The sequence below is a fragment of the Xylanibacter sp. genome (assembly GCF_057607445.1).
Map to the genome: position 1 here is coordinate 1 of NZ_DBLZAX010000026.1, position 21,731 is coordinate 21,731.

At 46.2% G+C, this 21,731-nt stretch carries 18 protein-coding genes; 13 read left to right on the top strand and 5 right to left on the bottom strand.

Translation table 11 applies throughout. The features are described 5' to 3' along the window. Window positions 1–330 precede the first annotated feature (330 nt). Window positions 331–1,728, top strand: a complete 1,398-nt coding sequence (locus ACZMIG_RS14055; RefSeq protein ID WP_487889712.1) for a T9SS type A sorting domain-containing protein — start codon at window positions 331–333, stop codon at window positions 1,726–1,728. A gap of 53 nt (window positions 1,729–1,781) precedes the next feature. Continuing rightward, complete coding sequence (locus ACZMIG_RS14060) at window positions 1,782–3,992, top strand: RCC1 domain-containing protein (protein ID WP_487889713.1); 2,211 nt, start codon at window positions 1,782–1,784, stop codon at window positions 3,990–3,992. A gap of 699 nt (window positions 3,993–4,691) precedes the next feature. On the opposite strand, the gene ACZMIG_RS14065 is transcribed toward ACZMIG_RS14060, so the two are convergent. After that, on the bottom strand, window positions 4,692–4,835 hold the full coding sequence (locus tag ACZMIG_RS14065; protein ID WP_295435202.1) for a hypothetical protein: 144 nt from the start codon (window positions 4,833–4,835) through the stop codon (window positions 4,692–4,694). A 269-nt stretch (window positions 4,836–5,104) separates the two neighbouring features. On the opposite strand from ACZMIG_RS14065, the gene ACZMIG_RS14070 reads away from it, so the two are divergent. Further along, complete coding sequence (locus tag ACZMIG_RS14070) at window positions 5,105–6,235, top strand: A1S_2505 family phage non-structural protein (protein ID WP_487889714.1); 1,131 nt, start codon at window positions 5,105–5,107, stop codon at window positions 6,233–6,235. A gap of 11 nt (window positions 6,236–6,246) precedes the next feature. After that, window positions 6,247–6,825, top strand: a complete 579-nt coding sequence (locus ACZMIG_RS14075; protein WP_484446593.1) for a hypothetical protein — start codon at window positions 6,247–6,249, stop codon at window positions 6,823–6,825. Window positions 6,826–7,019: 194 nt separating this feature from the next. On the opposite strand, the gene ACZMIG_RS14080 is transcribed toward ACZMIG_RS14075, so the two are convergent. From ACZMIG_RS14080 to ACZMIG_RS14090, 3 genes are all read right to left on the bottom strand, one after another. Continuing rightward, window positions 7,020–7,568, bottom strand: a complete 549-nt coding sequence (locus ACZMIG_RS14080; RefSeq protein WP_021964958.1) for an RsmD family RNA methyltransferase — start codon at window positions 7,566–7,568, stop codon at window positions 7,020–7,022. A 159-nt stretch (window positions 7,569–7,727) separates the two neighbouring features. Continuing rightward, window positions 7,728–8,543 (bottom strand): DUF3822 family protein, encoded by an 816-nt coding sequence (locus tag ACZMIG_RS14085; RefSeq protein ID WP_021855666.1) that lies wholly within the window; start codon window positions 8,541–8,543, stop codon window positions 7,728–7,730. Then, window positions 8,524–9,003, bottom strand: a complete 480-nt coding sequence (locus ACZMIG_RS14090) for a hypothetical protein (protein ID WP_021855665.1) — start codon at window positions 9,001–9,003, stop codon at window positions 8,524–8,526. Before ACZMIG_RS14090 ends, ACZMIG_RS14085 begins: the two co-directional genes overlap by 20 nt. Before the next feature lie 174 nt (window positions 9,004–9,177). On the opposite strand from ACZMIG_RS14090, the gene ACZMIG_RS14095 reads away from it, so the two are divergent. The 8 genes from ACZMIG_RS14095 to ACZMIG_RS14130 all read left to right on the top strand — a co-directional run bounded on the left by ACZMIG_RS14095 (window position 9,178) and on the right by ACZMIG_RS14130 (window position 18,404). Beyond that, window positions 9,178–10,668, top strand: coding sequence for an ATP-dependent DNA helicase (locus ACZMIG_RS14095; RefSeq protein ID WP_487889715.1), 1,491 nt, complete (start codon window positions 9,178–9,180; stop codon window positions 10,666–10,668). A 78-nt stretch (window positions 10,669–10,746) separates the two neighbouring features. Next, window positions 10,747–12,105, top strand: a complete 1,359-nt coding sequence (locus tag ACZMIG_RS14100) for a DNA recombination protein RmuC (RefSeq protein WP_487889716.1) — start codon at window positions 10,747–10,749, stop codon at window positions 12,103–12,105. Window positions 12,106–12,243: 138 nt separating this feature from the next. Beyond that, window positions 12,244–12,933 (top strand): two-component system response regulator PhoB, encoded by a 690-nt coding sequence (gene phoB, locus ACZMIG_RS14105; protein ID WP_021855662.1) that lies wholly within the window; start codon window positions 12,244–12,246, stop codon window positions 12,931–12,933. Between the two features lie 42 nt (window positions 12,934–12,975). Beyond that, window positions 12,976–14,385, top strand: coding sequence for a sensor histidine kinase (locus ACZMIG_RS14110; protein WP_053397930.1), 1,410 nt, complete (start codon window positions 12,976–12,978; stop codon window positions 14,383–14,385). Between the two features lie 502 nt (window positions 14,386–14,887). Beyond that, on the top strand, window positions 14,888–15,202 hold the full coding sequence (locus ACZMIG_RS14115; protein WP_487889717.1) for a hypothetical protein: 315 nt from the start codon (window positions 14,888–14,890) through the stop codon (window positions 15,200–15,202). Between the two features lie 593 nt (window positions 15,203–15,795). Beyond that, window positions 15,796–16,818 (top strand): hypothetical protein, encoded by a 1,023-nt coding sequence (locus tag ACZMIG_RS14120; protein ID WP_487889718.1) that lies wholly within the window; start codon window positions 15,796–15,798, stop codon window positions 16,816–16,818. A 19-nt stretch (window positions 16,819–16,837) separates the two neighbouring features. Next, complete coding sequence (locus ACZMIG_RS14125) at window positions 16,838–17,707, top strand: hypothetical protein (protein WP_021896292.1); 870 nt, start codon at window positions 16,838–16,840, stop codon at window positions 17,705–17,707. A gap of 7 nt (window positions 17,708–17,714) precedes the next feature. Continuing rightward, entirely contained in the window at window positions 17,715–18,404 is a 690-nt protein-coding gene (locus ACZMIG_RS14130) for an SIMPL domain-containing protein (protein ID WP_205112177.1), read from the top strand. A gap of 172 nt (window positions 18,405–18,576) precedes the next feature. Here ACZMIG_RS14130 and ACZMIG_RS14135 read toward each other — a convergent pair whose 3' ends face one another. Next, window positions 18,577–18,831: a hypothetical protein gene (locus tag ACZMIG_RS14135; protein ID WP_487889719.1), complete on the bottom strand. Its 255-nt coding sequence runs from the start codon at window positions 18,829–18,831 to the stop codon at window positions 18,577–18,579. Window positions 18,832–19,049: 218 nt separating this feature from the next. Here ACZMIG_RS14135 and ACZMIG_RS14140 point away from each other — a divergent pair, with 218 nt between their 5' ends. Continuing rightward, a complete protein-coding gene (locus tag ACZMIG_RS14140; RefSeq protein ID WP_487889720.1) occupies window positions 19,050–21,338 on the top strand; it encodes a TonB-dependent receptor in 2,289 nt (762 codons plus the stop codon). Window positions 21,339–21,731: the final 393 nt, after the last annotated feature.

Here is a 21,731-nt window from a genome sequence, read left to right on the forward strand (position 1 = left end):
GCATTGCTCCGAGGAGTTATTGACATACCATTCTTCCTCTTTAGGCTGACTAAAATTTATGCGTAATATTTTCTTTCCCCACTATTTATCGGGTGAGCCGAATTCAGATTGAACGCAGCAATAGGACGTGTTGCCGCCGGTACAGCTTTCGCTATATGCAAATATCCTTTCGGCCAACAAAGGCTGTGGGCGGCTTGAATATTCCGGATGCTGAGTAATATCTGAATACAGAAGATGTAAGTATACAGGCGTTGCATGTTTGCCATAAAACACTTCAGGTGCTTAGTTATATACTTTCAATATTAGTCATCTCTTAAACAATTTTTTACTATGAAAAGGATGCATTTTATTATTCTGTCATGCCTGTTGGCCCAGAGTGCTTTTTCTGCAGTGGACGGAGCCAAGGATGATGTCGGCGTTTTGTTGCCGCAAGTTGAAAAACCGGTAGTGTCTGTCTTGTCCGACAGTTATCCCATAACCCGTGCCGACAATCAGCCTGCATACAGTTATCCTGACGGACTGAGCCGTCTTGGCACATATTCTTCTGAGAATCAACCTGTGTGCAATTATCTTTCGCCCAACCGCCTTACCAACGGCAACTACTTCTTATGGGCACCTACAGGCAAGCCTGTTACATATAAAAGTAATGTGAGCGGCGCATCTGCCTATAATTGGTCTTTGCCTGGAACATCAGAAGAAACTTCCGCAACAGAAAGCGCAATTGCAACATACACTAAATTAGGTCATTACGCATTTCCTTCACTTGAAGTTACCGACGCATCTGGCAAAAAGAGCACGTATCAGGCCGAAGGCGAGCTGCTTGTGAGCGGTAAGGCCGAAATAAGCACGGCAAACTGCCGTAAATGGAACGAGACATATCAGCTTGGCTATCTGCCTTTAAACGGTGGTTCGGCTGGCTATCTCGGCGGAACCAACAGTGCTGGACTGAAGGGCTATGGCAACTTGTTCATGACGGCTCACGGTAATGCCCATATTACAGGCGTAAACGTATATTTCGCCTTTAAGCCTACAAAATATCCTGCCGATGCAAAGCTGATGCTTCGTGTATGGTACCCTATGGAGAGCGAGGGCAACATGGAGTTCACAGGTCTGCCGTTAGAGGTGGTTGAGTTGCCGGTGAGCGAAATTCGTGATGCTTATGAGGGCGAGTTTCCTATAAAGAACGTGGCAGTTGGCGAGTTCCGTTTTGAACAGCCCCTGCAGATATGGGACAAGCCTTTGTTCTTTGTTACCGTTGAAGGTTTTGGCGACGATCCGTCAGAGTCTGATATCGTTATGCTGACTGAAGTAATGGGGCAGGATATACCCGAGGAGCAGATGACCAGCATGCTTGCTCACAATTCTTTTGTAAACTATAACGACATGGGCTATAACATGCCGGTTAATTATTTCGGCGCTGCGCCGGGCGCTTCGTTTATGATCTGTCCTATTGTCGACAATAAGGACGGCGACGCCACAGACATAACTCCGGGTCTTGTCAGCGGCAGCGAAACAAGGCTGCAGGTCAGCTCGCTCAATCTTACAATAGGCAACGACGATGCAACATCTGTAAGCGTGGTAAATGCCGCCGGCATGAAGGTGTGTGAGCGTAATATGGTCAAGGGACAGGATGTTAGCCTTACACTGCCAGGGGCAGGACTTTATCTTGTGCAGGTGTTCCGCGACGGAAAGCAGATTGACGTCAAGAAAGTTCTGGTAAATAAATGACAAAAATAAGAAGGGAACATTTGTTCCAAATTTTGAATTAAATAATAATGCTTATGAAAAAGATTACACGTTCATTTGTAGTTGCGGGGCTATTGGCTCTGGCTACATCGGTTAATGCACAGGAGCATGTATGGAAATACGTTGCAACAGGTGACGCCTCTACCTATGCTATTCGTGACGACGGCACTCTGTGGAGCTGCGGTTGGAACGAGAAAGGACAGCTGGGTGCACCGGCTGTGTCGGAAAGAACAGCTGAGTGGCAGTGTGTAGGAACTGATACGGACTGGAAGAAAGTGATAGGTGGCAAAGCTTACGCCTTCTTCATAAAGGAAGACGGCTCTCTATGGGCAGCAGGTACATCAGAGAGCGGTGTGCAGGGAACCGGTGACGGAATGGACCATAAAGAACTTGTACGTGTAGGAACTGATAATGACTGGGCTGACGTTACGGCAAGTCATTTCTGGGGATACAGCGCTATCGGACTTAAGACAGACGGCACAATATGGGGCTGGGGCGAAAATACCAGTTCGCAGCTGGGTCTCGGTGACAGAAATACACGCACAACTCCGGTACAGATTGGAACTGATACAGACTGGAAACAAGTGTCTTTAGGAAGTTCTCACTGTGTAGCCTTGAAGACAGACGGCACAATATGGGGCTGGGGACAGAATAACTCAGGACAGTTAGGACTTGGCAATGCTACGAGCCAGTCTTCTCCGGTACAGATCGGAACTGCTAACGACTGGGTTTACGTCAAGGCTATCGACAACCGCACTTATGCGATAAAGGCTGATGGTACATTGTGGGCAACAGGTGACAACTATTCAAACCTGCTCGGCTTTAATCAGTCTGACGAGGAGCTTGTGTCGCTTTACTATGAGTTCACAAAGGTAACGACCGTTCCTGATGGTGTGCTTTCTGTATCAGGATGCGAGAACACTACGACCATTGCCATAGGAAAAGACGGTGTCATCACGGAGATTTATGCTATTGGCAGCAACAGTGACGGAGCTCTCGGCGACGGCAACGGCAAACTGCTTACAGCTACATCATCTTCAGACGAAATGCCGTTCTCGGCAAAACCTGTTAAGCCACTTCTGCCAGAAGGCGCAACTTACTCAATGCTGGCATCAGGACAGAGCTACTCATTCGTGCTTACTACAGACGGAAAATTCTATGCATGGGGACGAAACAAGGGTGGACAGCTTGGCGACGGCTCAGAGTTGGAACAGCTTCAGACCAGCTATCAGAAGAAACCTATTGAGATTGCATGTCCTGGCGGTGCTACTCCCGGCGGCGGTGACGAAGACGTTGTTACTGTACCTTCTGACGATATTCCAAGCGACCTTAAGAAGGCAACTGAAATCAAACTGACTGGAACATGGAACACAAGCAAATTTACTGAACTGGCTCAGGCTATAGGTACTACTGCTTTCGGAGCATCTAACACCACGCTCGTTTCTGTTGATATGTCAGAGGCTCTTATTGAAGAAGGTACAGACCTCTACGTTCAGGGCGGACTGGCAAAGAATGGTGCTTTTGTAAATTGCAAGGCTCTTGAGAAGGTGGCTATGCCGGCTGCTGCCGAGGCTGCAAACTTCAAGGACTTTACAAATGCGTTTATGAACTGCGAGAAACTCTCTGACATCGACTTGCAGAACTGTGCAGGCCTTACGAGTCTTAACAGCGCCTTCATGGGCTGTACATCTCTGACAAAGGTTAATCTGCTCAGCTCTAAGTTTCTCACCGGCGTTAGCAGCATGGCCAGCACATTCAAGAGCTGTACGGCTCTTACAGATGTCGTATTGCCCGAAGAGATAGCTTTCGCTTCAGCTACATTCAGCGACTGTACAGCTTTGGCAAACATCGACTGGACAAGCTATACAAAAGACAGCGCACCTATATTCTATTCAGGAATGTTCGACGGCATATCTGACCTTAAGGCCATCACTCTTACTGTAAATGAGGATGTTTATGATATCTTTGCAGCAGATGCTAACTGGAGCAAGCTTAATCTGGTGGCTAAGGGCTCAACCGGTATTAACGGTGTTGACAACGAAGCTTCTGTTCGTTTCGACGGCAACACTCTCTATACATCACAGCCGGTTAATGACGTATGTGTATATACCGTTTCTGGTTCACTCGTACGCAAGTGCGGTGTTGTGGCAGGCAGTCTTAATTTGTCTGATGTTGCCAACGGCGCTTACATCCTTGTCTACACTCAGAACGGACAGAAACATGCTGTTAAAGTTGTAAAGAGATAATTCAATATTCTGGGTTTATTACCAAAGAGGCTTTCTGCTGTATGCGGGAAGCCTCTTCCTTTTTTATGTATCTGTCTGTGCAGCCGTTGATGTTAATGGCTGGCACTAAAAAATCTTTGACAGTGCTGATTTGTACGACTCTGTTTGAAGTCGACCTAAATTAGGAAAGGACAATCCGTAAATCAACAGTAAATAATTTTCTTTAAAAACTCGTCACTCATCACATTCGTGCGTAACGTGTTGATATACATAGCGTTATGGTGTGATGAGTTGGTTTCGCAACTCGTCACACCATGGCCTTTGTGGCCTTTCCTGATTTTGGTAGACCTCGATGTGATGAGTTGCAAATTAAACTCGTCACACTGTAACATCTTGATTATTAGTGAATTAGGCGGCTTTGTGATGAGTGACGAGTTTTTAACAAAACTTTTTTACGGTATTACGCATTAACAGAATAACTTATTCAGCCAAAAAGCTGTGCTTTGGTCTTGCAAAAGGCCGTGTTTAAGGATACAAAAGCATACCTTTTGCGATGCAGTTTGCCGCCTTTTGTATTTTATTTATGGTATATTCTTATTTGCTTCAGCCGTAATCTCTTTCAGATTAGATGTTATAATCCGTCATCTTTTCAACTCATGTCAGTTGGGTCTGACTTTCAACCGAAAATGCAAATAATAATAGGCTTGGGCCGGACGGCGTTTATTCATCCTCGCCTTCCGGTTCTCTGTTAGAGAAGATGCTGAAGTTCACGCTGCCGTATGCCCTGTGCTCAATGAATCCGGGCACATCCTCAAAGCTGCTTGTAAGCGACGCCAGACTGTCAACCTGTGGCTCTACAAACATAGACTTCTGTAGCTTCGGCAATAATTGCGTGTATTCTCGCCGCTGATGTGATTTTCATGTCAATATTATCTTTTATGTTCTTTGCTTTTTTGTTTTTTTTCTAACTTTGCAAAATTTAACGACCGCTACAAGCAGATTCCAATGCGAGTCATTCTTATGTCGTGTGATTTGATTCGCGTGATTATAGACGATTTAGCGGTAGTCTGTATGATGAAGTAGGTAAGAGAACTGGTTTCCTGCTTTTTGCACCTGTAAAAAAACGTTTTGACATGAGAAAGAAAAACAAACACAATACCCCCGAACGTATTACCGAACTGTCGAAGTGCGAGATTTTTGTTTTCGGGAGCAACCTTGAAGGTCATCACTATGGCGGTGCGGCACGCACAGCGTATGAGAAATTCGGTGCGGAATGGGGCGTGGGCGACGGCCCTACGGGGCGGTGTTACGCCATTCCGACGATGTTCAGGAACATCGAAGACATAAGACCTTACGCCGATAAGTTTGTCGAATACGCAAAGGCGCATCCGCAAAACAGGTTCTTGCTTACGCGCGTGGGCTGTGGAATTGCAGGCTTCAAGGACATTGACATGGCAAAAATATTCGAGGACTGCATAAATGTACCAAACATAACGCGGCCTGAAGGGTGGGGGCCTTGGATGATAGTAAGCTTCCAACTCGAAATAAAACCACGACGGGAAACCGAAGAAGCGCCGCGTGTGATTTCCGACGATATACTGAAAAGCCTCTGCAAAAAGTACAGTTACCAGATTGGTGCAGGTATATTAGACTTCGTGCCTTACGTAGGGGTGAGGTATGTCATCGACCAGAACAAGTTCGGATACAAGCGTCTCGGCGACTTCTTTTTCCACAACGGGCAATTTTACGTGTGGGACACCGACGACAAATGGGCGGCCGAGCATGACCAAGAGGCTGTTCTCGAAACATTTGGTGACGAGTGTTTTAATCGCGGCTACGCACATAAAGTAATTTTCGCCGGCGTAAATACTAGATACTGGGACAGCCGTGGAGAATACATCTACACTGGAGACGTAATCGGAGTAAAGGAAAACGGCATGTCTAAACCTACCTGTATGGCGCTCGGAACATATAAATGGAGCAGGAAAGAAGATGAATACACCTTCATGCTTGACAACCATACGCTTGATCTTAAAGACTGCTTCCGCCAGAAATTTAATATGACCCGTGTCGGCACAGTGTTTTTCCGATTGGACAAGGACGCGCCTCCGGTAGACGTGGCAAGGCGCGCCCACTCATTCAACATGGCTCGCTCGGAAGAGAACCTCGTGCTTATGTCGACATACACGCCGAACTTCGACCAGGAATATTGGCACTATTTAGCACTCAAAATATTAGGTGCGGAATATAATTGGAACAAATAAAATTATTGGACATGGCAAAAAATAATCAGTCTGCCAAAGCGCGTATGGGCGCGATTGGCGAGAGTTTAGTTGTTGCGAAACTGATGCAACAAGGTTGGGACGCTTTCAATGCCAACTGCACAATCAAGAATTACAAGTCTATCGACATAATCTGCCTTAACAGCGATCTAAGTGAAGACGGAGATTTAAGATGGAAGCCCAAAACAGCTTTGGTACAAGTAAAAACTTGTAACCAAAAAAACATCCCTATTGGCTTTACGATGGAGCAGACCCAAGATATCAAGTATTTGGAAGATAATGTGAAAGGTCCTTATGTTCTCATATATCAAGAGGAGAAAGACGGGGTTTCTAAATACCGCTTTTTCGTCATTTCACGTAAGGATTTCATAAAACTCGCGTATGAACTACATCATTGGTACATACATGATTGGGAACGGGAAAAGCCTTTGGTCTTGTCTGCCCCAGCCGGATTTCCCATAAAGAACCTTATGGGGGAAGACGAAAAAGAGACTTCAAGGCATAAGGCATTCCACAATCCGTTCAAAGGTATTACATTCGAAGATAAGTGGGAAAACATTTGGAAAGAATAAAACACGAAGAGACCATGCTGTTTTGCCATGGTCTCTTCACCTTAGCATTTTCCAGAAGATAGCCGAATGATATGCCGTGGCAGTAAAACACTATTCTCTATCGCGGTGTATCAACTTGACACGCAACGGGTTATGCCATATTGTGACGGTGTGATAGTAAAATAAAAACATTTTATAAAAATACGCAGGCAATGCTATTCCTGCACTTCCGGCTGTCGGAACAGGCTGAAGTTCACGCTGCCGTATGCCCTGTGTTCAATGAATCCGGGCACATCCTCAAAACTGTTGTTCTTGCCGTGTTCGAATACGAAGATGCCGTTGGGCTTCAGCAGTCCGCGCTCAAGTATCAGCTTGGGCAGGGTGGGCAGTTCGGGCAGGGCGTAGGGTGGATCGGCAAAGATGAAGTCGAACTGCTGATGGCAGCTCTTTATGAAGCGGAACACATCGCCTCGCAGGGCGATGCATCTGTCGGTGCCGAGCTTCTTCAGGCATTGCTTTATGAAGGCATGATGGTCGCGGTCGGCCTCCACGCTTATCACGCTCTGACACCCTCTCGACACCAGTTCGAGCGATATGCTGCCCGTACCCGAGAAGAGGTCGAGCGCTATGGCGTCTTCAAGGTCGATGTATCCGTTAAGCACATTGAATATGTTTTCCTTGGCAAAGTCCGTTGTCGGTCTTGCCTTGAACGTGCGCGGTATGTCAAAGTGGCGTCCTTTATATATTCCTGTAATTATTCTCATTTCAGTTTATTCCTAATGTTGTTGTGGCTTTCTGTTGAGGCTTGCTGCCTGTCAGTGCTCCGTCTGGGGGCTTGTAATGATCTGCCTGCAGTTTCGCCTCATGCTGTTTCTGCGGCGTAGGCTTTCAGGCGTTACCGCTGTCCGTGTGCAGCCTGCGGCTCAGCTCTTCACGAAATATGTTATCAGGTCGTAAGGAATGTTCTTTATTGCCGTAATTGGAGCGCGGTTGAACTCGGCCTTCGGGTTTATCACGTATACGTTCTGTATGAAAGTGTGCAGCTCCTGTGTCAGCTCCTCCCTGGCGGGCAGTTCGCCTACGAGGTGCAGCTCGTCGCGCTTGTTGTCGAAGGTAAGCTGCTTCCATACGTTCAGTATGAAGTATACGGCGTCGGGTGCCAGGTCGGTGTCAAAGCTGTTTGTAAACTTAAATCTGTTCTGCTGAAAGCTGAACACGTCTATCCTCTTGTCGTGGAAATACGCATACAGCTTCATCCTTATGCCGGTGAAGCTGCGGCGGTAGAGATGATTCCACACCGGCTCGCACACGTGTGCAAACCTTACGTCGCCGAAGTGGTCGTCGATGACCAGCTTCAGGTCTTTGTTTATAGAGTATACGGCCACGGCGTTTAGCGAAGGCAGCACGCTCGACATCACCACTTCGCCCTCATGTCCGGTAACGGCATAGTGGTAGAGCATATCCTTCTGGCTGTCTTTAAACTCGTCTATGGGTATCATTATCACGGGCGAGTCGATCATCACCATTGCTCTCTGCCATCCGTTGTTCAGCAGGTCAATCTCCCTGAACGCCTCTCTGAGGTTAGCCGCCATGGATATGCCGCTCCTCACGGTATAAGGCTCAAAGGTTATACCCTCGGGATTTTCTGCGCTCAGGGCAGAGAACGACAGCGAGTGCCTGCCTATGCGTATGGTAAGCCTCGGCTTCTTTGTTATTATGTTATTCCCAGTTTCCTGCATTATCGTTAGGTGTGGTTATGTCTCCAATTTTCAGTCCGGGGTATCTCCCCGCGTTGTTAGCCTCTTCGATGAGGTTGGCTATGCTGTTCTCGTCGAGCCCCGACAGGTAGTCGTTATACATGGCTCCGCATTCCATAAGCGGTATCTGCCTGCCCGACTTGCTTATCTGTGTCGTTGCCGTAAGGTCGAATTTCTTTTTCCCGGCGAAGGGTATGTATTGCAGCGAGTCGGCCAGATAGCCTTCTCTGACCAGTATGTCGAAGCTTCCGCTGTAAGTGCCGTTGGCCCTGCGGTATTTCTCTTCGGCATATCTTATCTTCACCAGCCGCTCCTTCACCGCCTGCTCGCGTCCGGCCTGCTGCCGCTCAAATCTTATGGGCGAGCACACACTCATGACGCATGTTATGGCCAGCATGGCGGCTATGAGTGCCAGAATGTGATTGTTGCTGATTTTTATCATTGCCTTATTGACCTGCTATTTATGGCCGGCTGTGGTTAAGAACAATATTTTCTTAGTTCACATGGCATAAAATATCAATTATTTTATGTAAGTTTGCATTATGCTTTCGCATTCTGTGCATTTGCAAAATTACACTAAATAATTCGTAAAATCAAACCTTTGGCATAAAAACTGATGATTGTTGAAGAACTGGCAACTCAGATAATGCAGACTTTCGGCTTTGTGCCCACTGCCGACCAGGCAAAGGCCACGGCCGTGTTCAGCCGTTTTCTGCTCGACCGCGACGGCAGCTCGGTGATGATTATGCGCGGCTCTGCCGGTACGGGCAAGACGTCGCTTGCCGCAGCCATCGTAAAGACGCTTGTAAAGTTGCGCCAGAGGGTGATCCTGCTTGCCCCCACGGGACGTGCCGCCAAGGTGTTTTCGGTCAATGCCGGGCGTCCGGCCTTCACCATACATCGCCGCATATACCGTCAGAAGACCTTTGCGGGCGAGTCGACGGGCTTCAGTCTTAACGACAACATGTATCACGACACGCTTTTCATTGTGGATGAGGCGTCGATGATAGCCAACGGCGGGGGCGGCGAGGGCGCAGTATTCGGCACGGGCTGCCTGCTCGACGATATGGTTAGCTTCGTCTACGGCGGCCGCAACTGCCGCATGATGATCATTGGCGACATGGCACAGCTGCCGCCGGTGGGCGAGGAAGAGTCGCCAGCGCTGATGGCTGATTTTATGGCGGGCTACGGACTGAAGGTTTATCAGTGCGACCTTAACGAGATTCTGCGACAGGCATCAGGTTCCGGCATTCTTTATAATGCCACGGAGATACGCAGCATGATAACCCACGACGAGATTACGCGTCTTCCTAAAATTACTTTTTCAGGCTTTGCCGACATACGCATGGTGCCGGGCGGCGAACTCATTGAGCAGCTCAACAGCAGCTACGCCGAAGTGGGCACCGACGAGACCATCGTGATAACGCGCAGCAACAAGCGCGCCAATGCCTACAACGCCGGCATACGCGGCATGGTGTTGGGCCGTGAGGAAGAACTGACTACGGGCGACATGCTCATGGTGGTGAGAAACAACTACTACTGGACCGAGAAGGCTGCCGCCGAGGAAAAGGTTCTTGAGGACAGCAGCACGGGCAACGGCGACGGACGTAAAGCCGAAAGTCAGGCGTTGCCGTTTATTGCCAATGGCGACAGGGCCATGGTGGTAAGGGTTAGAAACCTGCGCGAGTTCTACGGTCTTCATTTTGCCGACGTGTGGCTTCAGTTCCCCGATTACGACAATTATGAAATAATGGTAACCGCCGTAACCGACAGTCTTATGGCTGAGGCTCCGGCTCTTACGCGCGAACAGAGCGAGCGGCTCTTCAACGGAGTTATGGAAGACTATCAGGATGTGCCTTTGAAAGCCGACCGCCTGAAGAAGGTAAGGCAAGACCCTTGTTACAATGCCTTGCAGATAAAATATGCCTATGCCGTTACCTGCCACAAGGCGCAGGGCGGACAGTGGGCGCACATATATGTTGACCAGGGCTACATGACCGACGACATGCTCTCGCCCGACTATATCCACTGGCTCTACACAGCCTTCACGCGTGCCACAGAGAAACTCTTTCTCGTAAACTGGCCCAAGACGCAGACGGAAGGGTGACATTAATTATATTATTCTGCATTCATTACTTCACATAGTGTAATTAGTCTTTTTCAAGTAAAAAAATAAATAGTTATAATGACATCATTCTTATCTTTTATAGCAGGATTTCTTATTGCCGTAGTGGCAATGATGATAGTGTCGCAGCGCAACGCTGCAGCTCAAAAAGAAAACAACGCACGCTTGTCTAACGAGGCCGCCGCAAGCCGCCGTGAGGCCGACATGTTGCGTTCGCAGTTGGGCGATGCGCGTGAGGATGCCGAACGGCGGCTGACCGAATTGCGCCGCCAGTATGAACGGCTCATGGCTGATGCCGAGCGCAAGCATGCCGAAGAGAGGGCAGGGCGCGAGATGCTTATGGAGAAACAGTTCGCGGAGAGATTGCAGCTCTTGCAGGAACAGCTGCGCACAACAACCGAGAAACTCCTTAAGCAGCGGGCTGACGAACTGGACAAGAGCAACCGCAGCCAGATGGACTCGATAATAGCTCCGCTGAAAGCCGTAATGACAGAGATGAAAAAGTCGATGGACGACAACCGCGAGTCGTTCACACGCAGCACGGCATCGCTCGGCGAACAGATAAGGCAGATGCATGCCACAACGGCATCGCTCGGCGCTGAGGCCGAAAAGCTGTTGCGTGCGCTTCAGACAGGTCCTAAGATTCAGGGCGACTTCGGCGAGATGAAGCTCAACGACCTGCTCGACAAGTTCGGGTTTACTAAGGGCGTTGAGTATGACGTGCAGTACACCATGCGCGACGCCAAAGGCAACGTGATACACAACGACGACACCAACGACATGATGCGCCCCGACGTAGTGCTGCATTATCCCGACCATAAGGACGTGATAATCGACTCGAAGGCGTCGCTTACTGCCTTTATTAATTATGTAAACGCCGAGACCGACGACGAGCGCCGCAAGGCTCTCGACGAGCATGTTAAGAGCGTTCGCCGCCATGTAGACGAGCTTTCGGCAAAGAACTACGCCAAATACTCAATGGAGGGCGGCACCACTCTCGACTTTGTCATCATGTTCGTGCCGCAGGAGGCAGCCATGCAGCTTGCCGTGTCTGCCGACCCGTCGCTCTGGAACTATGCCTTTGAGCGCAAGGTGGTCATCACCGGTGAGCAGAATCTCTTCTCGTTGTTGCGCCTCTTGCAGATAGCGTGGACACAGCAGCGCCAGGCCGATAACCAGGAACTCGTGTTCGGACTTGCCGACACGCTCATCGAGCGCGTAGGGTTGTTTGTTGAACGTTTCGAGAAGATAGGCAAGAACATCGAAACCGTGCAGAAGTCGTTTGATGATGCGCGCAAGGCCATAAAAGGCAATCAGAGCTTCATCGTGTCGGCACGCAAGCTCGTTGAGATGGGCGCGAAGGAGAATCCGCGCCGTCCGCTGCCAGACATATCGCCCGACGACGACTCTCAGGCCTGACGCCGTCCGTGAGCAGTCGCCGCGTGGCTTCCTTCTTGTGGCGTATTGTGTTGTAACGGCATTGTAACACGTCTGTAATAAATATGAATACAGTTATCATTACTTTTGCAACGGTTATTATAAAAAACAGAATGACTTATGGATAATAATTATCGAATACTGGTGGTTGACGACGAACAAGACCTTTGTGAGATTTTGAAGTTTAACCTTGAGACAGACGGCTATACCGTTGAGATGGCAAACTCGGCCGAGGAGGCTCTCGAGATGAACATCGAGAGTTTCAACCTTCTGCTGCTCGACGTTATGATGGGCGGCATGTCGGGCTTCGCGCTGGCTAAGCAGCTCAAGGCCGAACCTGCCACAAAAGACATCCCAATAATATTCCTCACGGCGCGTGACACTGAAAACGACACCGTTACAGGCTTCAATCTCGGTGCCGACGATTATATCTCGAAGCCATTCTCTATACGTGAGGTGCTGGTAAGAGTGCGCGCCGTGCTGCGCCGTACAGCCGAGCACAACGGTGTGCCGCAGTCGAACGTGATAAGTTATCAGGGACTCGAGCTTAACCTCGACAAAAAGACCGTAAGCATAGACGGCGAGGACATTCCGTTCACCAAGACTGAGTTTGAGATTCTTCACCTTCTGCTCGACGAGAAGGGCCGTGTGTTCTCCCGTCAGGAACTTATCGACCGCATTTGGCCCAAGGATGTGCTCGTGCTCGACCGCACTGTCGACGTAAACATAACGCGCCTCCGCAAGAAGATAGGGCGCTTCTCAAAGTGCATCGTAACACGCCTCGGCTTCGGCTATTACTTCGACGCCTGATGCGTTTTTACTAAAAATATAAATAAAGCAACCTAAATGAAAATGTGCAGAACATCTGTTGGCACGCGTCTTTACATCAGCGTGCTGTCCGTATTTGTGGTCTTCGCTGTGGCCTTCATCATATTTCAGCACGCACGTGAGCGTGAGTATAAAATCAACACGCTCAACACGCGCCTGCAGGATTACAACGAGCGTATGATGGAGTCGCTGCGCTATCTTGACGACAGGTCGGACAAGACGCTCGACGGCTACGTGGCCAACCATTACATTCATGGTCTGCGCGTTACGCTTATCGACCGCAGCGGAAAGGTTGTCTATGACAATGTATATAAGAACTATAAGAAGATGGGCAACCATCTTTCGCGAAGGGAGGTCAGAGAGGCACTCAAGGACGGCAGCGGCTACGACTTCAGCCGCGTAAGCTCCACTCTCAATCAAGACTATTTCTATTCTGCCACTTATGTTCCGCAGTGCTCGCTCATTGTGCGCAGTGCCTTGCCCTACGACAACAGTCTTGCCAAGACTCTGCGTGCCGACCAGCATTATCTGTGGTTCTCGCTCGTGGCCATGCTTGTGCTTGTCTTTATCCTTTACCGCTTTGTGAGCCGTCTGGGCGACAACATCACCAAGCTGCGCCTCTTTGCGAGCCGTGCCGACCACAACGAGAGTCTCGACACCGAAGACCTTGTTGACTTTCCCGGCGACGAACTCGGCGAGATTGCAGAGCGTATAATAAAGATATACAAGCGCCTGCAGAAAACCAAGGAGGAACAGAACATCCTGAAGCGCCAGCTGACGCAGAACATCGCCCACGAACTGAAGACGCCCGTTGCAAGCATTCAGGGTTATCTTGAGACAATACTCGAAAATCCCAACATCAACGAGGCCACCAAGGAGCAGTTCTTGCAGCGTTGCTATGCACAGTCGCAGCGCCTCACATCTCTGCTTCATGACATTTCTACGCTCAACAGGCTCGACGATGCTCCCGAGATGGTCGACTTCGATGTGGTTGACGTCAGCCAGATGGTGTCTAATATTGTCAACGACACGGCGCTGCAGCTGTCAGAACGCAAGATGACGTTCAGCAACATGCTGCCTGACGGCATCAAGGTTAAGGGCAACCAGTCGCTGCTTTACAGCGTGTTCCGCAACCTGACAGACAACGCCATAGCCTATGCCGGCGAAGGCACCACCATAACTCTTTCAGCCGTTAATGACAACGACTGCTGGCGTTTCACCTTCAGCGACAATGGTGTCGGTGTTCCTCACGAGCATCTGGCACGCATCTTTGAGCGTTTCTATCGTGTAGACAAGGGCCGCAGCCGCAAGATGGGCGGCACAGGTCTTGGTCTTGCCATTGTAAAGAACGCCGTGCTGTTGCATGGCGGAACAATTAAGGTTAGCAACAACCTCACAGGCGGTCTCCGCTTCGACTTCACATTGAGAAAATAAATTTAAGCGAAGAGCAATTAATATTCTTGTGGATTATTATTTGGAGTTAAAGGAGCATGTTTAAGTGAAGAACGAAGAGTGAAGAGTGAAAAATCCAAATGCCAAGTAGCAAATTATACCCACGAGGCATTTGACTTTAACTACTTTAACTCCTTTAACTTCTTTAACTACTATAACTTAACTCCCAATAATAATCCACAAGAGTATCGGATTCTTCACTTTTTCCCTTTTCATTTTTCACTTAATAACGTTTCTTTATTTGTAAATATTTCTGATGTTTTCCGTCCGTTTGACGCTCTCAGAATAGCGATGCTCATCGCAAGTCTGTGATTTGGCGTGAAAAACGGCAAAATTCAGGCGTTATGGTTAAGTCGCTGTCATTCAGCATTTTATGCCGTTTCAAGTTCAAAACTTCAATAGTTAAAAAATATTACTCTGCCGTTTACGCTCCAAAAGTGGCCGACTTATACTCTCAAAACCACCCTTTAATCACTCTAAAACCATGCTTTTACAGCTCAAAATCCATGTATTTTACCTCGTTATCCATCCTGATAAGCAAACGAATGTTAACCATTTAGCATTTTCGCGCCATGCAATTAACATCCGTTATCTTTTTATTTTCCAGATTGAAAAATTATTTTGTCCTAAGTTTTTACTTAAAGCAAGAACTGCTGATAAAAGGCAAACCAAAGAATTTGCGGCTTGGAACGAAAAGAAACAACAAGACTATTGTTCTGTCGGATATGCTATCCGACAGCATAAAGTATCAGGATCTTTGATCCGAGATTCATACCTTAATAGCTATTTTTTTGATTAGAAATTCATATCTAAAATAAAAATAGGAAGTAAGCGGATTAAAATCCTTATACTTAATTCCGGCAGATTGCAAATCAGCCGGCACATTAGCTTTGTTGGTTCTAATCGATTGTACAAGTGGCGCATTAGTCTTGTAACGATAAAAAGTCAGGAAACAACAATAAGAATCAAAATGCAAAGTAAGTTGATTATACCCACAAGAAACTACAAAAATGTCAAGAAGCAACAGGACTATTGTTCTGTCGGATATGCTATCCGACAGCATAAAGTATCAGGATCTGTGATCCGCAACTCATACCTATTAATAAAAATAGGAAGCAAGCGGATTGAAAATCCTTATATTAAATTCCGGCAGATTACAAATCAGCCGGCACATTAGTCTTGTTGATTCATATCAGTTGCACATGGAATGCCACGTAAGTAGACAATACCCACAAGACATTTGACTTTAACTCCTAGCCAACTTGTTGGCGATAACTACTTTAACTACTTCCACATCGTTAAGACATTTGACTTTAACTCCTTTAACTACTTTAACTCCTTTAACTACTCAAAAAAAATATTATCTTTGCATCTCGAATACCATTTAAAACGATGAAAAGAATTATAACCAACATAACGGGCGGCCTTTTATTGGCCGTATCTATAGTGCCAACACTATTATCTGTTGTATCTTGCGGACAGCAGGCGGCAGACAGAGATATTGCTGCGGCAGACAGTCTGAGCGAGGCGGCACCGCAAAGGGCGATGACGCTTATTGACAGTCTGGAGGGAGAAAGCGCCATGAACAAAAGCCGGCACATGAAGCTGTTGCTGCTAAAGGCTAAAGTAAGAAACAAGCTCGCAATGCCCATGAGCACCGACTCGCTGAAAGACATTGCCGACTATTTTGACAAGCACGGAGATTCTAACGAACGTATGTTCGCATACTATATCATTGGATGCATATATCAAAGAAGTCAGGATGCCCCCATGGCATTGCAGTATTTTCATGAAGCGGCAGCAAAGGCAGACACCACTGACAGCAGCTGCGACTTTCTTACACTGCACAGAATACACGTATGGTCGGCAGAGATTTTAAAAAATCAGCGTGCCATAAGCGACGCTTTCCACGAAAATAGCCTGGCGTTTAAATACGCAATGAAGGCAAAAGACACTTTAAGTGCTATTATTACATACGAACAGAAGGCAAATATTTATTCTAAACAGTATTTAATAGACTCAGTCATCAGCATACGCGAAAAGCTGTATGGACTTTACTCCAAATACGGATATAAAAGAGAAGCAGCCTACTCTTTAGGGCCACTTATTGACATTTACGCAAAAAACGGAAACATATCAAAAGCCAAGCATGCCTTGGATGTATATGAAAAAATGAGCGGAAGATTTGATAAATATGGCAACATAAAAAAAGGCCTGGAAGTGCATTATGCAATTAAAGGATATTATTATCTTAGCATTAACGACGCATTGACCCAGACTTTCAAAACATCTAAACAACCGCCTTTATTCACGGAAAAGCAATATATCAAAGGCAAGGGTTTGGTAACATTGCACAAAGATGTTTCAGTAGACAAGATAAACCGTGATTGGCTGTCAATCATTATAATGAAGTAACATCAAAAACAAGAAAAAAATGAAAATAAAAGTATTACTATCATTTATTAGTTTACTGGCTTTCCTCCCATTACAGTCCCAAGACATTGATTTCCCCTTATCGCAATCGGAAATAGAGAAGTATGAAAGCCGCGTTCGTATACAACGACTTCCCGATGTTAATATCACCCATGCTGATGCTTATCGAATTAAAACACAGCAACCCGTTTATTCACCGCAGACAAAACGAATTGTGGTTGATGTAATCAATGTGAACGGACCAACGGCAGAACTGGCATACCATCATCTGAAACAATGGAAAAACGGACAATGGGTCAGTTTCCCCTTTATAGACAATTTCGGCTTTGCTGGCGTAGGCAGGAATTTATCCAAAGGTGACACGTTACCCGAATATATTCACGTGTCTGAATTCAAATATCCATTAAAGCCGAATAAGTATCAAGTGAATTTTTATGTGTTAGCCAACATATACACTTATTGTGAGCTGACAAACGGAAACATCATGCCTGTAAAGGAGACAGAAATGGATGGGGCTTTTATTTTCAAGGTTTTGCCATCAGCTAATGACTCTATTCGCATTCTGTTTGAGAACCATTCGAATCTGGATGTTCAACCCGTTTTCTTGCCAAGTGTAGGTACAGATGAATTGTATATGGCGCATCCGTTTGCCCGTTCCGGTTGGACTGGAGAAGCAGACTATATGCGAAGTTGTGCCTGCTTGAAAGGCGGAGAAGCGATGTTATTCACCATTCCAGTTTCATGGGATGTAAACAAAATAATAGACAAGAACTATAAAAAGCAATTCATGGCTGGAAGATTATTGCCGGGAAAATATAAAATAGGCCTGCAATTGGAAATTTATATGGATACGGAATTTGAAGTAAAATGATAGAACTATGAAACAGAAAGTCTTATTGTTAGCTATTTGCTTGCTGGCTATTCTTTCTCTGCAAGCGCAAACCAATGAACGGTACATTGAAGTGACGGGTACATCGGAAATAGAAATCGTACCTGACAAAATCCATTATCTGATTGAAATCCGTGAATACTTTGAAGAAGAGTTTGACGGGAAATCGAAGCCTGAAGAATATCGCACCAAAGTGCCTTTGTCAGAGATAGAACAAGGATTGAGAGAAGCCCTTGCGAAAGCTGGCATTCCGCAAAATGCCATCCGGACACAGGAAATAGGTGACTATTGGCGGCAGCAAGGGCAGGACTTCTTGGTCTCCAAGAAATTCGACATTACGCTGACCGACTTCAATCAGATAAACGAAATCCTCAAGCGTATCGACACAAAAGGTATCCACACCATGCGTATCGGTGAATTGGAGAACAAGGACATGCTTGCCTATCACCAAAAGGGAAAGATTGAGGCATTGAAGGCCGCCCAAAGGAAAGCGACTTATCTGGTAGAAGCACTGGGCAAAAAATTGGGTGATGTGATACGCATTGTGGAGGAAGGGAATAGTAATGCTTTCCCGTTTGCGCAAAGCAATGTCTTGTCATCCGATGCTGCCTCATTCGACAACTTCCGTACCATCAAGAAGAACTACTCCATGCTGGTACGTTTTGAAATCATAGATTAAATGTAAGGCGGACGAAAGAAAAATGCCATATCCTTCTTTTCGTCCGCTTTATTTGTGTACATTTGCATCGAATAAGAGTTGTTTGACGGAAATACACCGCAAATCGCAGAATTTGCGACCGTTGCCAAGTCATTACCTCACCATTTGAGAAAAGCTCATAAATAGCTTATTTCTAATCCATTCCTATTTTAATATCGAATTTTATTATAAAATTTCCGTTGTTTTGCGAAAGTAACGGCGCAGGGCGATCCGGCAAACTTGCAAGGTTGCCATGTAAAACGTTATTGATGATGCAACAAAAAACCGGAGATGTGTATAAAATAAAAACAAAACATAAGATTTTTAAGAATATCGTTAATTGCAAAATTTTAATGTTATGAAAAGATTCCAGTGGTACAAGAAGTCTTATTTTTTCTTTTCCAAGCATACATACTGTCTAAAAATTAGACACCACTGTCCAAATTTTAGACATATATAAAAATGGGATATCAGCCTATCTCCCTAATATACAACAAAATACATTTTATGGCATGGTTTTGGCAGTTATAATATTGTACAAATTATAAAATCAGCCGGTACATTAGCCTTGTTGCTACATATCCAGTTGCACAGAAAGTATATCGTTAATTACAAAATTTTAATATTATGAAAAGATTCTTGTTAATACTCTTATTTCTTAACGCCATTGTCTGCACCTATTCACAGATTTCCTTTTCAGGAAAGATTAATACAGAAACGGGTGCGCCTCTTAAAGATGTGCAGATAATGCTGCTGAAGAACGACACTATCGTAGCGCTGGCGTCTACTGACGCCAAAGGCAGATTTGCCTTAAAGAACCTGAGTCCTGATACATATAACATAGAGCTGTCAGCCTTGGGATATTCATCGGTAAACAAAGAAATAAGCATGACCGAGGATTTGAGCGAAGACTTTGTGCTGCGTGAGAAAGACATACAGCTCGACTCAGTGCTGGTTACTACCGAACGTCCCCGGGTGACCACGGCAACAGGCCATATATATTACCTGTCTAAGAAAGCGCGTGAAAGCGGAAATCCGTATAAGGCGTTGCAGGAAGTACCCGACATTATCAGTAATTATATAACAGAGACGGTGAAGTCAATGGACGGAAAACAGCTGCTGGTGCTTGTTGACGGAATAAAAGTTAATTCAGGAATTACGACAATAGACCCGAAGAGGATTGACTATGTGGAGATAAAAGATGTAGTGAATGCGAAATATATGCGTGAGGGCGTGCAGAAGATATTGGACATACGCCTGAAACCGCAAAAGACCTTGTATCAGTTTTACGAGTATGGCCTGCGCAATGATTTTCCGCACTATTGGGGTTCAACGTGGGGAAAAATTGAGATTGGCAACAGCAAATTTTCAGTCTATGCCGACTTCGGCCCTGAATACACACACGACCAGAAATCAGAAAACGGCATCTGGACTAAAAGCAACAGCTATATAAAGGACATAAACGAAAAGACGCTGTCAAGCAGCAAGACGCTTGACTATACCTTGATGCTGAAATACAAGCCGACTGAAAAAGACTATCTCGCAGCTTATTTTCAGGGAAACAACAACAGCGCGCACGCTGAGACGGAGGGCAGCGGAACGTTCGTTGACCTTGTTAACGGAAATTCGGGCAATGACGTCATGACTTCCGACTATAAGTCGAAAAGTCTGTCAAGGGTATACTCAGGCACACTGTTCTACAGACATACGATAAACGACAAGATGATGCTTGAGAATTATCTTACGGGCACGTATAATTATAATAATCTGAGAAACAACACAACCGACATATATCCGGCAGAGACATGGAAGGACATGACGGACTTCAGCACACGCAAGAACACTGTGTCGCAGACGAGCGAATTTACATGGGACGTAAACGACAAGACATCGCTGACGTTTGGAAATGCGACAACTTACATAAACGACAAGCTCAGCGAAAAATACGGCATGCTTCCCGTCTACCGTCATAATGAATGGAGCGAGTTTCTGTATGCATCGGCAAACGGAATGATAAAGAATTTTATGTATATGGTTTCGCTCGGATATGAGGGCATCTGGCGCAAGTCTGCCGGAGTGTCAGACCATTATTATCGCCCTTATGTGTCGTCAGCGTTTACATGGAACATGAAAAAGGCAGGAAGCCTGCAACTGGGCTATACGCTGAACAGCGCCGCGCCCGACGTGGCTATGCTGAATCCGTATGACACGTCGACCGACTCGCTTCGCCGTAACGTTGGCAATCCTTACCTAAAGCCACAGGAAACTCACGGCGTTTCGCTGAGATACTCGTACTATAAAAACGGATTTTACGCAGGAGCCTATTTTAACTACTGCTATATAACGGACAGATACGAGAATATAGGTTTTGTTGACGACAACGGTGTCTATACGTCAACATTTGAAAACCTTGGCCACTATTCAAATATCAATCTGTCGGCCCTGTTTAACTACAGATATAAAAACACCACCGTAGGTACGACACTGACGCATTTTGTAGAATATTATCCAGAACAAGATGCCAAGAAGAGCTTTATGGGCAACCTCTTTCTGTTTCAGACTTTAGGCAAATGGGGCTTTTACGGTTCTGTGGCCTATACCAATTACACGTACACGAACGTGTCGGCACAGCACAACCTTACGCCTACGACAAGCAATATCTTTGTGTCGTATAACATCACGCCAAATATATCGCTGTCGGTCGGTTCAGAGTTTCTTACAAAGGACCTCAAGTCGAAGATGCGTGTACGCGACAAAGAGTATGAAATGTCAATCTTAAACAAGAAAGACGTCTTTCATCCTTATATATTGTTCAGATGGACAATAAGAAAGAACCAGAAGAAGAGAATAGACCTGGACAACAATATCGTGAAGGACATACAGGATGACATCAACTTGATGAACCGTAAATATTAGTTTGATTTTCGGGTGGTGTAATATAAATGAAATAAATTTAAACTCAAACGTCAATACGACTCGATGCAGTGCGGCATAGCATGCAGTGCATGATATGCCGCCACTACGGCGCAGGCCCAACCGGCATCATTGCAAGTTTTTCATGAAAAAACGTTGTTTATGATGTCACAAAGGGCAATGTGTGTACGTCTAATAACCGAAGACTTAAGATATTTAACCATATCCTTTCTGACTTAAAAGGGCATGGGCTATGTAAAACCAAAAAATATATAATATGAGATTTCTGCTTTTTATAATTTTCGCCTTGATATCTGTAGGTTCGGGCGCTCAGGAAAACAAGTATGGCATGACTGGCCGTGTTGTAGACAAAGAAGGCATGGCTGTGATGCGTGC